Origin of the sequence: Cohaesibacter celericrescens (assembly GCF_002866925.1) — a bacterium.
Classification (GTDB): domain Bacteria; phylum Pseudomonadota; class Alphaproteobacteria; order Rhizobiales; family Cohaesibacteraceae; genus Cohaesibacter; species Cohaesibacter celericrescens.
The window spans coordinates 1-15,957 of record NZ_PKUQ01000006.1 but is presented as its reverse complement, the minus strand read 5'-3'; the positions used below and the strand labels follow the sequence as shown (position 1 = coordinate 15,957).

General features: G+C 50.7%; 10 protein-coding genes and 3 pseudogenes. 4 read left to right on the top strand and 9 right to left on the bottom strand.

Annotation, left to right across the window (positions count from 1 at the left end):
- Nucleotides 1–23 precede the first annotated feature (23 nt).
- Together C0081_RS04290 and C0081_RS04285 are read left to right on the top strand one after the other, a co-directional pair.
- Complete coding sequence (locus tag C0081_RS04290; protein ID WP_101532577.1) at nucleotides 24–692, top strand: potassium channel family protein; 669 nt, start codon at nucleotides 24–26, stop codon at nucleotides 690–692.
- 4 nt (nucleotides 693–696) lie between these two features.
- The gene (locus C0081_RS04285) at nucleotides 697–2,031 is read left to right on the top strand and encodes a TrkH family potassium uptake protein (protein ID WP_101532576.1); all 1,335 of its coding nucleotides are present in this window, start codon (nucleotides 697–699) and stop codon (nucleotides 2,029–2,031) included.
- Between the two features lie 355 nt (nucleotides 2,032–2,386).
- Here C0081_RS04285 and C0081_RS04280 read toward each other — a convergent pair whose 3' ends face one another.
- The 3 genes from C0081_RS04280 to C0081_RS04270 form a co-directional block, all read right to left on the bottom strand.
- Nucleotides 2,387–2,782: a hypothetical protein gene (locus tag C0081_RS04280; protein ID WP_101532575.1), complete on the bottom strand. Its 396-nt coding sequence runs from the start codon at nucleotides 2,780–2,782 to the stop codon at nucleotides 2,387–2,389.
- A gap of 3 nt (nucleotides 2,783–2,785) precedes the next feature.
- A complete protein-coding gene (locus C0081_RS04275) occupies nucleotides 2,786–7,633 on the bottom strand; it encodes a glycoside hydrolase family 94 protein (RefSeq protein WP_146006400.1) in 4,848 nt (1,615 codons plus the stop codon).
- Nucleotides 7,634–7,697: 64 nt separating this feature from the next.
- A protein-coding gene (locus tag C0081_RS04270) for an IS3 family transposase (RefSeq protein ID WP_101532573.1) occupies nucleotides 7,698–9,049 on the bottom strand; the annotation gives its coding sequence in 2 pieces (ribosomal slippage) (nucleotides 7,698–8,713 and nucleotides 8,713–9,049; 1,353 coding nt in all).
- Nucleotides 9,050–9,139: 90 nt separating this feature from the next.
- Here C0081_RS04270 and C0081_RS23515 point away from each other — a divergent pair.
- Nucleotides 9,140–9,434 (top strand): annotated as a pseudogene (locus C0081_RS23515) (alcohol dehydrogenase); the annotation flags it as partial.
- Between the two features lie 55 nt (nucleotides 9,435–9,489).
- Here the strand turns inward: C0081_RS23515 and C0081_RS04260 are convergent.
- The 4 genes and pseudogenes from C0081_RS04260 to C0081_RS23510 form a co-directional block, all read right to left on the bottom strand.
- Complete coding sequence (locus C0081_RS04260) at nucleotides 9,490–10,962, bottom strand: bifunctional aminoglycoside phosphotransferase/ATP-binding protein (RefSeq protein ID WP_101532572.1); 1,473 nt, start codon at nucleotides 10,960–10,962, stop codon at nucleotides 9,490–9,492.
- Between the two features lie 126 nt (nucleotides 10,963–11,088).
- On the bottom strand, nucleotides 11,089–11,454 hold the full coding sequence (locus C0081_RS04255; protein ID WP_101532571.1) for a universal stress protein: 366 nt from the start codon (nucleotides 11,452–11,454) through the stop codon (nucleotides 11,089–11,091).
- A 233-nt stretch (nucleotides 11,455–11,687) separates the two neighbouring features.
- Nucleotides 11,688–11,921, bottom strand: coding sequence for a hypothetical protein (locus C0081_RS04250; protein WP_101532570.1), 234 nt, complete (start codon nucleotides 11,919–11,921; stop codon nucleotides 11,688–11,690).
- A 116-nt stretch (nucleotides 11,922–12,037) separates the two neighbouring features.
- Nucleotides 12,038–12,325 (bottom strand): annotated as a pseudogene (locus tag C0081_RS23510) (alcohol dehydrogenase); the annotation flags it as partial.
- A 793-nt stretch (nucleotides 12,326–13,118) separates the two neighbouring features.
- Here C0081_RS23510 and C0081_RS04235 point away from each other — a divergent pair.
- On the top strand, nucleotides 13,119–13,955 hold the full coding sequence (locus C0081_RS04235) for a universal stress protein (RefSeq protein WP_101532567.1): 837 nt from the start codon (nucleotides 13,119–13,121) through the stop codon (nucleotides 13,953–13,955).
- 65 nt (nucleotides 13,956–14,020) lie between these two features.
- Here the strand turns inward: C0081_RS04235 and C0081_RS04230 are convergent, their stop codons facing one another.
- Both C0081_RS04230 and C0081_RS04225 read right to left on the bottom strand, forming a co-directional pair.
- Nucleotides 14,021–15,376, bottom strand: a complete 1,356-nt coding sequence (locus C0081_RS04230) for a transposase (protein WP_210200386.1) — start codon at nucleotides 15,374–15,376, stop codon at nucleotides 14,021–14,023.
- Between the two features lie 237 nt (nucleotides 15,377–15,613).
- Nucleotides 15,614–15,957: pseudogene (locus C0081_RS04225) on the bottom strand (DDE-type integrase/transposase/recombinase); the annotation flags it as partial.

Sequence of the window (15,957 nt, the reverse complement as noted above, 5' to 3'; positions counted from 1 at the left end):
TAGTCGGGGGGGGGGGCACACCAATGTATACACGCAGTTTTGCGGTGATTGGCCTTGGCAATTTTGGTAGCACTGTCGCCAGTGAACTGGCCAACTTTGGCGATCCTGTGTTGGGAATTGATACGAATGAGCGAGATGTAGCCAAGCTGGCCAACACCTTGTCCAAGGCGGTAATTGCGGATGGCAAGGATGAGGAAGCCTTGAAAGAGGCCGGTGTTAGCAATTGTGACGTTGTGATCATCGCCATCGGCGAAGACCTTGAGGCGAACCTTCTTTGCACTATGAACGTCAAACTACTCGGTGTAAAAACAATCTGGGTGAGAGCTCTCAACCGGACACATCATAGAATATTGACCAAGCTTGGTGCGGATCGCGTTATCCATCCTGAACATGAAGTTGGTCAACACATTGCGCAAATGCTACACAATCCTTTAATGCGGGATTATGTTAGTCTAGGCAATGGATTTCATGTAGTTGATTTTAAGGTTCCTGCGCAGCTTGATGGCCAATCGCCGAGCGATCCGGTATTATTCTCAAACCACGACCTGCGGCCCCTTGGGGTAATGCGGGATAGCCGATTCCTGTCTTGCGAAAGCCGAGATATGACACTGAAGGACGGTGACAAACTTCTTCTGCTTGGCAAACGGCCCAATCTGCGGCAGTTCGGTGATTTTCTCCGCGATCGGAGTTAACCGAATGGCCCTTCCCTATACGAAACGCGGGGTGACCCATCTTCCGCCTCCGCTCGTTCTTGTTCTGCTCTATTTTGTCCTCATCCTGATTGGGGCCATAGCTCTGAAAGTACCATTTGCGACAGCCATACCCATTACTTGGTCGGAGGCCATTTTCACAGCCACCTCCGCCCTGACAGTGACGGGATTGATTGTTCTAGATACCAGTGCGGATTTCAATCTTTTTGGCCAGATTGTAATCATTTGTCTGATCCAGTTGGGCGGGTTGGGGCTAATGACCTTCGCCGTATTGATCTTGTCCATGTTAGGCCTGCCAGTCGGCTTCACTCAAAATCTTTATCTGCGAGAAGACTTGAACCAAACCTCAGCCTCAGATCTTTTTTCTTTAACAAAAATGATCCTGCGGGTGGTACTGCTTTGCGAAATTGTTGGTGCTGCGCTGCTTGCACTTGTTTTTATACCGGAATTCGGATGGAGAGAGGGGATTTGGCAATCGTTTTTCCATTCAATTTCCGCATTTAACAATGCCGGATTTTCACTCTTTCCCGACAGTTTAAGCCACTGGGTCGGTAATCCGGTCGTCAATATTATTGTGCCGCTGCTATTTATCATCGGCGGGCTCGGATTTACCGTCGTCTCCGACATCTGGAGGATACACAATTGGCGGCAATTTTCGCTTCACACCAAACTCATGCTGGTCGGCACCATCGTGCTTTTGATCTGGTCCACACTGACCTTTGCGGCGATGGAGTGGACTAATCCCGCTACGTTGGGTGGGCTCGACTGGGCAACGAAGCTTTGGGCGAGCTGGTTTCAAGCCGCATCAACCCGAACAGCGGGCTTTAACACGGTAGATATCGGGGGGATGACTGACAGTACGACTCTGATGTTCATGCTTCTCATGGTGATCGGCGCGGGAAGTTCCTCTACGGGCGGCGGCATCAAGGTTACCACATTTATCGTGCTCGTTTTGGCGACACTGGCATTTTTCAAACGACGTCCAACGGTTGATATCTTCGGACGCAGGATTAGTGCGGATCAGGTCATGAAGGTTCTCGCGCTGGTGATGGTAACCCTTTCGCTAATCCTGACGTCGCTGTTTGCCATGCTGATATTCCACGAAGGTGCTTTTCTCGATCTCGCCTTTGAAGCAATTTCCGCCTTTGGGACTGTGGGCCTTTCGCGGGGTGTAACAGACCAGTTTGACCCGATCGGGAGGATTATAATGATTTTTATCATGTTCATAGGCCGGGTTGGGCCGCTCACAATCGGGTTTCTCCTTGCGGCACAAAAACCAAAGCGGATCTCTTATCCCACAGGAACAATCTATCTTGGATAAGGGTGCAGTATTGCCTTGAGTTCTTCTCAATGAAGCGAACACTTGGTTTTCTAGAATTGTAATTTGTATCATTATTTGAACTGACCTGGGAGATGATACGATGTTGGGACGGATTGCGGATGAAATTGAATTGAGTAAGGAGGAGCAGCGGTTTCTTGAGGGCCAAATACGCAGATAAATTATTACATCCGTAAAACGGTTGTGCCAGAAAACTCAGTTTACAATTTTCGGGGCAATTCAATTTGGCTCATGGGCTTTCCCAGCGATTAATGAGAGACCGTTTATCAAGGGCCAGAAGAATGACTATAACGACATAGAGGCTATTACAGACACACCGAAAATACGAAATATCTCCTCATATGCGATGAATGTTGATTGACTCTGGCTTGATGAGTTCTGTTAATCTCCCAGAATGCGAATAGTGACCTTGATTGATTGACCCGCACCCGGGAATGCAACCAACTGGTTTTCCGGTTTTTTTTCCATCCAGCAATATCTCGATGGCACCATGGCCATAGTGATCTGGATCTTCAATCAGAATGTCCATTTCACCTTTCAGCCCTGACAGGGTCACTCGAGCTTGCCCCCATTCTTTTGGCAAACAGGGCTTAAAACACACCGCGCCCTTAAGGAACTTGATTCCCAGAATGCTTGAGACCGCAAGCTGCCATGTCCAACTGGCCGCACCTGTGTACCAAGACCAACCACCAAGCCCCGTAAGATCCCCCACACCTGCAACATCGCCAGGCACCGCTTAGGGTTCGCGGGCATAGTGGTCCAGATCATCCCTGGAGGTAGTGCGTTTGATCGGATTGATAATGTCAAAGATTGTCCACGCCATATCCCCATCGCCAAATTGAGCATTGGCGATACCCAGCCAGGTGGCCGCATGGGTATATTGGCCTCCATTTTCGCGGGTTCCGGGCGGATATGCCTTGATATAACCAGGATCGCGCGGTGTTTGGGAGAAAGGAGGAACCAGCAGTTTGACCAGCCGGTCTTCGAGTTGGATCAAATGCTTATTAGCCGATTGGATTGCTGTTCGAGCATGGTCCGCCTGCCCGGCTCCTGATATCACGGACCAGGATTGGGCAATGGAATCTATCTGGCATTCTTCGCTGCTCTTGGATCCCCACGTTTCACCTGCATCATCAAAGGCACGCACATACCATTCACCATCCCATGCGGTTTCCTCGATAGCGGCTGTTAGTAATCGTGAATAATCGCGCCATAGGGCCGCCTCTTCGTCGTTACCACGCGTTTCGGCCAGCGTCGAAAAGGCTGTGATCGTGGCAATCTGAAACCAGGCAAGCCAAGTGCTTTCGCCACGTCCTGCCTTCCCTACTCTGTCCATACCGTCATTCCAGTCGCCCGCACCGATCAACGGCAGACCGTGTTGTCCTGTTATCTGCATGTGTTCCAATGCCCGTGCACAATGCTCAAACAGAGTCGCAGTTTCTCCGATATCAAATTGTGCATAGCGGTCTCCCTCGTCGGGCCGCAGGGGAGAAGCCATGAGGAAGGGGATTTTTTCTTCTAGGATTGCGGTATCGCCTGTTTCCTCCACGTAGCGCGCAGTGACAAAGGCAAGCCAAATATAATCGTCTGAACAGCGTGTCCGCACGCCCCTGCCCAAAGGCGGATGCCACCAATGCTGAGCGTCTCCCTCTTCAAACTGATGTTCAGCAGCGAGCAGAATCTGGCGCCGTGCTCGCCCCGGATCGCAATGCATAAGCGCCAACACATCCTGTAGTTGATCGCGGAAACCAAAGGCGCCTCCGGCCTGATAGAAGCCCGCCCGAGCCATCAGCCTGGACGAGATGGATTGATAAAGTAGCCAGCGATTGGTGAGAATATCAAATGCTGGATCTGGTGTTTGGACCACAGTCGCACCGAGGATCCTCTGCCAATAGGACCCAAGCGCCCCAAATTCGGCTTCGACATGATCGGCATCGCACCATCGCTCGATCAACTGGTGTGCACCTTCACGGCCTGTACCCTGACCCAAAATGAAATGGACCTGCACATTGTCTCCTGGTTCGATATCGAAATGAACCTGATAGGCTGCGCAGGCATCACCGCCGGGTGTGAAATGTTCACCCAAATCGAAATGGCGCATGCCAGCCGGATGGCCCAGATCGCCTTCCGCTCCAAGGAAATCATGGCGATTGCCGCTAACGCTGTGCGGCGATTTTGATGCCGCCAGAAACGCCACCTCATCGCTAAATTCTGGGTTCCACGAATTGTTGGCAAGGATTGCTTCCACCGATACATCATATGTGCTGCAAATATGCGGTTTGGACCGACTGCCGAGTGCTCCCAACAGCCATTCGGCGTAATAGGTTGCGGTGATCCGACGGATCCTATCGGTTCTATTGGTCAGGGTTAGGGTCACAATCTTCACCGGGTCGGTGCAAGGCACGAATGCCCGGAGCTGCTGTTCCAGTCCGTGGCTATTGCGCTGCCATGTCGTACGGCCCGCGCCATGACGAACCTGACAGCGCGCATCGTCTCCACTAGGGGCCGGTGTAACGCTCCAGTACAGTGCTGTTTCCTCGTCGCGCAAATACAGCACCTCACCGGGGGTATCGCTGACCGGATCATTTGACCACGGTGTCAATCGGTTTTCACCGCTATTGCCCGCCCACGTAAAACCGAGACCGGATTCACTGACAATCGTGCCAAAGGTGTCATTGGCAAGCACATTGCACCAAGGCGCAGGCGTCGGTATGCCCTCTTTCAGATTGAGGATATAGTCCCCATTCTGTCGGTCGAATCCACCCAGACCGTTGTCGAATGACAGAGTTTCCGGACTTTCGGGTGAGGCCATAGGCTCATAGACTGGTGCGCGGGTGGCCGGGATCGGGGGTGGTATACTATGGCGCTCAAGCATCCGGTCGAGCTTGGAAGCAAGCGGTGCGCCATCTTCCTCCAGAACGACGTAGGCAATTGCTTCCAGTCCGCGACGATAATCTTGCGGCAGGGTCGCTGCGGAAACCAGATGTATGCCGCCCGCGCGGCCAAGATATCCCTGGGCACCGATGTTACGCAGGATGTCATGAATGCGTTCGCGCAGCGGTTCCTCATAGCTGACGCTCTCCATGCGCAGGATGACGATATCCATTTTAATGCCACCGCGTTCCCACAAGCGTTGCGCCCGGATCAGAAAATCCAGCAGTGCAGCCGGTTCGTCTTTTTCTATATGCAACAGCAGAATCGGTAAATCACCGGATATCCCGAACTGCCACAGAATGGGTTGGCCGAAGCTGTTGGCTTCCAGATCGGCGGGGACGTTTCTCAGGGCTGCGTCGGGATTGGCGAGTAATGACGAAAGTGCCTGAATATCTGGCAGCGCCTGCGGCTCAATATCCAGACGCTCGACCAAACGGGTGGCCTCGCGCAGGGCATCATGAAGCGCGCCCTTGAGGGCAGAGAAAGGATAGCGATAGGCGACATCCATGACCTCTGCCCGCGAATGTCCAGCAATTGTGGCAAAGGCAAACTGCCGGCTTTCCAATGCTTTCAATCGGATGCGCACCCGCAGCGCCATCAACGGGTCGAGCGTCCAGCCCAGCCGGCCCTGAAGCGGACCATCCTGAGCGCTGGGATGGCGGGCAGTCCTGTTGCGCCCGACAAATAGCTTTCGGTCGGTCTCGAAGCCGACAAGTGAGACATCTGGATCATCGCAAATCAGCTTGTGCAACAGCACTGGTGGGCGGTTCTCGGGTCTGCGTGGACGACGCGTGAATAGTAACCCAGCCTCTGATTCCAGATAGGCGCTATGCACAAACAACTTGCTGAAGGCCGGATGGCGCTCGTCATCAAGGGGCGGAGCCAGAACAACTTCTCCATAACTGGTGACTTCTATGGTGCGCTCGCGATCATCCTCGTTCATGATGGTCATCATTCGGATGTCGACGTCATCATAGGGGGCAATGGTTGCCTCCATGCGTACGGCGATGTCATGATCGCGACGGAACATTTCCACCATATGCTGATGGAAAACCACTTGTGCTTCACCATCGCCTGCCCCGCATGGCAACCGGGCTACAGACCAGTGCAGATTTTGCTCGGGATCATCGACATAGATCCAGTATCCATGCACATCGCGGGTCGGATCCGGTGTCCAACGGGTCAGGGCATCTTTGCCCCAATTGAGGCAGCCGCCTCCCGCTTCTGAAACCAGCATAGAAAGCATTCCGTTGCCCAGAATATGCATTTGCGGCACACTTGTCCTGTGCGAAGGGATCCAAGGCGCAAGGACCATTTGTTTTTCTTCCTTGTCGGGTGTCTTCCATTCCTCTTCGACCCGCCCTCGTTCGATAGGCAGACCCCATGGGATGCGCTCTTGAAGCAAAAGTTTGATTGCCTGCATCGCCGGATGGGCCATGAAACGCTGCACCAGAATATCGCTCTCCAAAACATTCGCGATGGCACCCATTGTCATGCCCTGATGATGCGCCATATAGGTTTTGACCAGCAGTCCATCTCGGTCCCCGATCACTCGCTCGTGCGTAAAATCGATAGCGTCATAATAACCATACAGACCCGAGGCGCCCAGCAAGGCCAAATCTTTAAGATTTTCGACCGCAGCCTTGGGCCAACAGCAAAGCGCTAGTGCACTGGCATAAGGAGCAACGACATGATCCTCACCCAGACCACGGCGCAGGCCCAGACCCGGCGCACCGAAGGCACGATATTGATAGTTGCGGTCGGCATCAGTGGTTCCAAAAGCAGATTCTGATATCCCCCAGGGAATATTGTGCTTGCGGGCATAATCGCGTTGATAGTCAACGGCCGTAACTTCGCTTTCATATAGCAGGGTATCAAGATACCGCGGTAGGAACAGCGGCGGCATCAGATATTCAAACATAGATCCGTTCCATGATAGGATCGAAGGGCGCCCCTTTAGTCTGGTGATGGGCCGCCCCAGATAATACCAATGCTCAAGTGGTACATCATTTTTGGCAACAGCAAAGTAACTGGCTAGGCGGGCCTCCGTCGCAAGCAGATCATAATGGTTAGCATCCGCGAACCCAGAACTGACATTGAAGCCGATACGAAACAGTCGGACTTCGGGGTCGTAAAGAAAAGAAAAATTCATTCCGAATGCCATATCATGGCACCGGCCCGACAACGCAGCAAGTGCATCCTTCAATTGCGTTTGGGCGGCTAAACCTATCGTTATAGCTTCGCGCAGCCTTGCCAGCCATTGCGCGTTTTCGATCTTAGCTGTGGTTTGACTAGCCTGCAGGCAAAGCACATTCAAGGTCTCGATAGCTCTGTTGCTTGACGAAGTGTTGTCATCGGAAGTTAGGAACAAAAGATCGGCTATTTTATCTGCGGTTGACGCCAATCCACTCGGAGGAGCTGCCAGCAACTCTAGCCAGGGCAGGAAGTCGCGCAACTCGCGTTGTATGGCAGAAAGATGATGATTGAAACGTTCCAGCCAGATATGGATTGTCGACAGCCGAACCTGCGACACATTTTTCGAACTCGCCAGAGTTTTGGAAACCAGTTTCTCAAACGCGGGCCAATGCTGCTCCGTCAATTCGTGCAGCAGAACCGGCCAGCGCACACACGATCGTTCGGTGTCCGTCATCAAAGAAAATGGAACCAAGGTGGCTTAAAAATAAGAGAGACTTTGCCACATCTGTTTGTTTGTATTATGCGGCAGCTTTGCGGTGAAGCAAGCGCCGTGTTTCGAGTGTTTCCTGTTTTATGTTTTCTCTCTGTCTCAGAATGTCTTTGTCCCTGCCAAAATAGACGTCTGCTGGCGTGACATTTTTTAAGCTCTCGTGATACCTGTGATGGTTATAGTGGTCTATGAAGGCCTGGATTTGTAGTTCAAGATCGCCAGGTAAGAAGTAGTTTTCCAGTAAGATGCGGTTCTTTAGGGTTTGATGCCATCGCTCAATTTTTCCCTGTGTTTGCGGGTGATATGGAGCTCCACGCGAATGCTTCATACCCTTATCCTGCAGCCAATCAGCAAGCTCTGATGAGACATAACTGGAACCATTGTCACTAAGCAGACGTGGTTTATGGGCGACATGGACCTGATCGCACCCAGAAGCCTGCAAGGCCAGCTCCAGAGTGTCTGTCACATCCTCAGTTTTCATGTTGGTGCATAGCTTCCACGAGATAATATATCTGCTGTAGTCGTCCAGGATGGTACTGAGATAGAACCAGCCCCAGCCGATTACCTTCAAGTAGGTGAAGTCGGTTTGCCAGAGCTGGTTGATGGTCGTGGTCTTGTCCTTGAACTCATTGGCGGCCTTTATCACAATGTAGGCAGGGCTGGTGATCATGTCTTGGGCCTTGAGAATGCGATAAACCGAAGCTTCCGAGACAAAATACTGCTCCGTATCGGTAAACATCACGGCCAATTCCCGAGGCGATAGCTCGGGCTCGTCCAGAGCCAACGTGACAACTTTATCCCGAATGTCATTAGGGATACGGTTCCAAACCTTGGCTGGTTTGGGGGGCTTGTCTACCAAAGCGGCCGCTCCACGCTGAAGGTACCGGTCGTACCAACGGTAAAAAGTCGTGCGAGGAATGCCAAGCTTGTCCAGCGTTTGCCGAGCCGATAGGTGTGAGCCTTCAACCAGATTGATGATCTCCAGCTTCTCTGATGCGGAGTATCTCATTCTTGGTCTTCCCCAGTTCCCATCACGCTTTTTTTGAGCAGGCGCAACTCCAGTGTCTGCTCGGCGACAACTTCCTTCAACTCGCGGGATTCTCGGCGTAAGTTTTTGACCTCATCTGTGGTCGCAGCACGGGCGGTATCTCCAGCAAGCCGCTTCTTGCCCGCTTCCATAAAATCTTTCGACCACTTGTAATAGATGCCCTGGGATATGCCTTCTTTGCGACAAAGCTCAGCAATGCTGTCTTCGCCACGCAGGCCATCAAGGACGATCCTGATTTTCTCTTCGGCAGAATACTGCTTGCGCGTTGCGCGCTTAATGTCTTTGACGATCTTCTCAGAAGAACTGCGCCCATTGCCTGATGTCTGTCTCATACCCACTCCTATAGGGTTACGATGAGACAAAATCTCTCTCTTAGCAAATCAACCTATTTGGACCCATACGAGCTGACGTCAAACAGCTGGGAGGTCTATGCCTTTACCCGAGAGGCGTCTCAGGATCATGCGCTCGGTGCTATTTGGGCGGGTTCGTCTTGCGATAAGGCACCGGTCATGCTTGATGCGGCAATCCTGTTTGCACCAGTCGGCGAACTCTTACCATCAGTGCTGCGGGCGACCAAAAAGGAGGGGAACAGTCGTTTGTAGTGGCATTCACATGAGTGATATTCCGTCATTCCCCTATCATATTCTTTGGCAAGAGCGAAAGGTGATTTCGGTTGCCAATTTGACGCGCCAAGATGCACAGGAATTCTTGGAGATGGTTCTGTCGCATAAAACTTGTAACTCCAAAGCGCAACGGCAAAACAACCTTACAGTTACGATGCATCGATGCGCACCCAATCAATATCCGAGGCTCCACGGTCAATCTGTCTTTGCAGCACGTCAAGATTCGCATCCGATTGACCACCACGTCGCGCCTTCAACCGTTGCCGCAAGGTATCAAAGGGAGCGTCAAGCCAAATCCCCGTGAAGTCGGCCCCAGTCTTCCGGGTTGCGGCTTCAATGTCTCGGCGCCTTTGAGGCTTTTCATAGACTGCGTCGGTAACGACGCTACTGCCAGAGGCAAGGACTTGCTCGCTAAGGCTGACCATTTCGGCATAAACCCTTTGCGATACATCTGGTCTGTAGGCTTCGTTGTCCAGCCGTGTTTCAGCAGAAACGCCATGCAGCATCTTGCGGATACGATCGCTTTCCAAAATGCGAGCACCGGGAGGCGACCCGATTTCAGGGGCTAGACTATCGGCAAGTGTTGTCTTGCCAGATCCACTGAAGCCTCCAATCGCGATCAACATAGGGGAGGCGTCATGCAATAATGTCATTGCCAACTCGTAGTAGCTACGTGCTTCTTTGGCCAGACGCTCGTCACCACCCGCCTCCTGAGCCTGAGTTGCAGAAATATGAGCGCGCACCACTGCGCGCACCGCCATGAAGAAAGGCAACAGTACAAAACCGCCATCCTCTTTTGCGTCATCCGTATAACGGTTGGCAACAAGATTGGTGTAATTTTTAAATCCGAGATGCCATAAATCCATCAGCAGAAAAGCCAGATCGTAGAGTATATCAACCGTCGCAATACGATCATTGAACTCGATACAATCAAAAAGGCGTGGCTGATCATCAACAAGACAGAGATTGCTCAGGTGCAAATCACCATGACAAAATCGGATCTTGCCGTCTCTAGCACGTTGGTCTAGCAAAGGGGCATGACGCTTAAAAGCCGCCCGGCAGCGTCGGTTTATCAGGGCCTGTTCAGCAGTGGAAAAAACCCTGCTGGTTTTAAATCCATTCTCGTTAATATCGAGAACATTTGAGATATTGTCAGCTCCTTTTTCATCCCAGACAGGTGAAGTATGCTTGTGGAATGCGACAATCATCCGCGTCAGGTCCGTCATCAGCATCGGAGAAAGCTTGCCCGCAGCAGCCATGTGGTCAAACAGGCAGGCCTGATCAAAACGCTTCATTTCCACGACCGCATCCATGAGTTCGGCTTTCTGACCGAAACCGAGAGAACCATCGGCATTACGATGGATCAGGCGCACACCAAGATAAAGATCAGGCGAAGTCCGAGCATTCAGCTCCACCTCTCTCAGACAGGTGTTTAGCCGCAATTTGAACGTTGAGAAATCGACGTAGGGTAACTTGACCGCCCGCTTTAGCTTGAAAGCCCTATCGCCAACGAGAAAGATGCGGGAAATATGAGTTTCTATCATCTCGACGGCACCCGAAAGCCCGTAAGATGCCGCATCACTCAGAAATACCGTTACGGCCTTCTGATCATCAGTGATCATACAACTTCTCCACTGTTAGCGTGCGCTTGCAAAAGGCCAGATCCACACATAGCCGATTGCGCGATTGCACCCTCAACTGTCTGGTGTTCGACAATAAACCAGCCGCTCAGGGCAGGTTACACGTCCTTATGCACCAAACACAGGAACCGGCGTGTCATCGATGAAAGCTTGGCTCACACCACTAAAGATCCTTTCTCTCAAACCAGAATGACCCAAAGCACCCATGGCGACCATGTTAGCAACGACATCCATCGCATGCTGTTTAGTGACATCTGTCGCATTTTTGCCGCCGCTAGCCAGTCTTTCTAAGGTAACTTGACACCATGGCACCAGATACCCTGTAAGGTCAGCTGCCAGTTCCTCACCATTTTCGTTGCTGCTGGCGATCGGATCGATAATGACGATGCTGACATTTACCACGTGCTTCAAAAACTCACGCGCGTTATAAATCGCTGGAGCAACTTCCCGCCGGGAATTCCAAGCCACGAGCATGCTCTCTATCTTGAGGCTAAGTGTTTTCCCTTTTGGAACGGGGAAAACCGACCCTGCGGAGTGGAAAAATGCCCCTCGAGCACAGGTAGAGAAACAATTTTGCTCTTCAAAGTCGCGACGCTCAACACAATCAGGTCGCAATAGTAGGCCTGCAGTTCGGCAATATCGTCAATCCGATCTTCGTCCGTATATTCTTTTTTTGTGCTATGGGAAATTCCAGCTGATTCAAGGATTTACCAGGCAGTTTCGATACGATCTGAAATAGCTTGGAGTTCAGCATCAAGCCCATCCATCCTTGTTTCTGATAAGGAGACAGAGTATTCGCCCTCAGGCGGGCTGGTAATTATGCCTACAACGATAAGGAAAAGGTTAGCATTTACAGCTTCGCATAACTTAGCAATCATCTTCATGATTTCCTCAACTGGCCTATTGACGGTATAAATGCTCATTATGGTCTTGATGGCCATTGAGGCCTCCCGAATACACGTTGCTCCTTCGCTACCTTCTTAGAATCGTAACCTCGCGAAATGCTGGGCATCAACGGAAGTCGCAATCATGGGCCCAATTGTCCCTTATTCTGCAATCACGGGACAAGAACTGCGGCCTCTAGTATACGGCCCTGCCGTAAATCATTGAGCGCCTCGTTGACTTTCCCAATGGGTAGACCGTGGTTTGGGTTTTCACTCCGACCTTTGGGGCAATCTCCAAGAATTCCTGTGCATCTTGGCGCGTCAAATTGGCAACCGAAATCACCTTTCGCTCTTGCCAAAGAATATGATAGGGGAATGGCGGAATATCACTCATGTGAATGCCACTACAAACTACTGTTCCCCGCCTTTTTGGTCGCCCGCAGCACTGATGGTAAGAGTTCGCAGTACCATTGCGTTCATTTGTTCGACCCTCCAATCGCCGTTAAGATGCACCAAATATACGGCTGTAGCACCATGCTTAAATTGATAACTATCAACGCAAATTCAATACTCTGCTTATTTTCCGGTATTAACGGGTGATAAACATCTACATTTTTCTGCAAATGACATTCACTCAAATCGCAAATTTCAGTGGTAATCTCTGTTTGGTGCTGCCTACGTGATACGGCCGTCAGATGTTTTGATACCGTCATAACACTTCAATTTACCAAACGGTCCGTATGGTATTTGTGACGAAGTGTCCCGCATCAGAACATGTAGGTCCAAATAGAGTGATTTGCTAAGAAAGGAATTTTGACCCATCGTGCTTTCTTAGTAGAGCGGATATGAAAAAAGCTACAAGCAAAGGGCACCGCACGCACGAGAAGATTTTCTGTTTAGGTTCCAAAGTTCCGCACTGGCATACCGGTTTTATCTGGGTTGTCTGCTTCCCTATCATACACCGCCCTACTCGCAATACTACACCCGCGATCAGGGACTCGTTTAACGGCTTCGATCTTGAACTCCTCGGTAAAATGAATCTCGGCCATTATTATCTTCTAGCCTCCCTTTATGGAATAAGATGTCCATAGTTCTCGAGGCAATCCATATTCGAGCAAATACTGTTCTTGTTCCGTTTACGGGAATTCAAGATGAATTTAGCCTATTATTGGCAATTGCATTGATAGTCATCAATTCAAATATTTACAGCTATGAGAATCTAAACCTGCAAATATTTCTAATTGGGAGGTTTCAATGGCTATTCGAACTTTTATGAGTTTCTGCACTGTCAATGCTCCAAACAGCCATGTCAGGATCACGGTGAATTTATGCAAAGCAGCCAACGCACACCTTTCTTTAATTTTAGTTGGTTTGGCTAGTAGCCCTCCAATAAGCGAATACACTGCCGTGATGTATGAAAACTGGATGGCGGAACGAGATGCTGAAGACAAGGCTATTTCTAATCGCGTAGATAATGTTACCTCTTTACTTGAAGAAAATGGATTGTCATATAATATTGATGTGAAATATTCAAGTTATTCAGATATTATAGATTATGTTGTCAGCAAATCCTGTTTCTGTGATCTCATTTTGCTAGATAATTCAATTATTAAAAATTCTTTTATCTCAAATCCAATAATTGAAAGTTCGATATTTCAATCAACTCGCCCCATATTAGTCATACCAGATGGGATAACTCCTGACCTAAATCCTAAAAAAGTTGTTGTTTGCTGGAATTCTAGACCAGAAGCGGCTCGGGCAATCTTAAATGCCATTGAATTTGTAGAAAACGCTGAAAAAGTCGACGTTGTGATAGTAGATCCGTTCTCTACTGCTTGGAAAGATACCGCTAAGCCAGGGGCTGACCTTGCCGTCTATTTGGCTCGCCATGGCTCCAATATTTCTGTAAAAATACTAGAAAGTGGTGGCAAAGACACAGCTGTTGTTATTAAGCAGTATGCGAAAGAAACGGGGGCTGATCTGATTGTTATGGGTGCTTATGGCCACTCTCGCTTACGGGAGAGGATATTTGGCGGCGTTACCCAGGCGTTTTTGGACGAAACATCGGTCCCAGTTCTGATGGCACATTAGAAGTTGCCCATACTCGTGGCCTTTCCCCTTAACAGTCCGTTGATTAAGTCGGTTTGTGGAATTTTTCACTCATTCCAGTCGACGATGGCAACAAAGCCAATTGTCTCGTCGAGATGGTCTTCCAAAGCGCGTATGGCGATGAGAATGGTGCCTTGAGGGGCGAAAAGCACCAATAGAAGGCCATATCCTTCCTGCGCTGCCCCTCTTGGGGTGCCAGAGCCGATTAATTGTCGCATCAGCAAGGACAGGTTGTGACCAGCGACGTGGAGCAGGTAGCGTTTCTGCACATTCTCGCGACCTCGAAGCCAGGTTCGTCGCATGCCACCTCGATCCAGAATGTGAGCAAAGGACCGCTCGACAATCTCCGCGCGCAGTTTGAACACCTGCTTGGCCACTCCCGACTTGAGCCGGTTGCGGTTATTGGTGACAGCCCGCTGCGCTGACTTGTCCCCATTCCAGCGATAAAAGCCCTTGCGCTTCGGCTCGCAAATCCGGCTTTTCCATGGGCCATCCTCCATCGCCTTGAGCACGGCACGGGAATGATATCCTTTATCAGCCACACAATCGGTCGGGGCTTCTGCACTCGGCCCTGCACCTACTGTCTCCAGCTTGGTCTTGGCAATAGAAAGGGTTCCTTCGATGGTTTTGGTGTCGCCCTGATCGGCGGAATGAATATGTGCGGCAACAACCGCGCCGGTATCCAGATCTACCGCATGTTCGGGCTTGTAACCAAGATGTGTCGTGCCATCCTTCATCTTGGCAATCCGAGCGTCAGGATCACTCTTTGAAGCCCAGTCTTGATTGGAAAGCTTCTTGCCCTTGCGATTGCGGTCCAGACGGATCAGATCTTCAGACGTTGGCGTGTCGACACCACTTTCTTGCGCCATCCGGGTCAGCATCTCCCGGTAGCCTTCACCAGTATCCCGGCGAACGATGTTGCGAAGCGCCGCATCGGCCTCCATCGTAGAGGCATCAACGCCGACGCGATCACCTTTGACCAAACCGGCCTTGGTAATCATCGCAAGAACCCAGTCGAAAACCTTGTCATGGACTTCCAGCGGCAATCGCTTTCTGGTCCGTGATAACCACGAATGATCAGGCACTCGCTCCCGGCTTTCCAGAAGAAGAAACTCGCGCAGGGAAAGAGAATCCGAGCAGCGCCATTCCAGGCCACGCTCGGAATTGATGCCCTCAAAATAGCCAACAAGATGCATCCGGAAATACCGCCCCGGCGGCACCGAACGAGCCCCCATGCGGGCAGCATAAAAGGTGCGGCAAAGGTTCTCGGCAAATCCATCAAAATTTGCTTCGATCAGAAGATCCTGAAGTCGGTCATAAAAGGCATGACCCGGTGAGCGGGGCATCTCCGACCAACTCATCAGCAGATCACCTTGACGATCTTTCTGCTTGCCCATCGACATCGCTGAAACCTCCAACAAATACAGTCGAAGTGATTCAGAGCAGAACGCAAGCGTCAACCAAGGACTTCGTCAACAGGCTGTTAAAGGGCCATTGCGAGTGAAGTCAACAGGATAGTCATCACGGCACTGATTGCGGGCGAAGAAAGTTGTACCTTTAATCGGATATGGTTTCGAACCTTCACAATTGAAACCGCTCAGGTTTTTATAACTGTTGCATGGAAAAGAGGGTTCTGGNGCAGAAAATTGCTGAAATGCGGATTGACCATCTGTTGAGAGCTGCCCTTTGCAGATCAAATGTGCGACTTCTATTCCATCCAATGTTGCTGACGCTGATGAGAAGGATTTGAAGCCCTTCATAGGCCGCGTCAGCATTTTGATGAAGCGGTGGTCTTGCTCAATGATGTTATTCAGATATTTCACCTGCAGTATTTCGATCAGCCAGAACCAGCCATGCATCAGCAGCAACCTGTTCATGTTTTGCAGTCCTGCTAAGTTTGCGCTGCTGTTGTCGATTACAACCTTTTCAGGCTAGCCATTATTCTTTATTGTGCGTGCCAAGCAAGCACTGGCCGCAGCTTCAT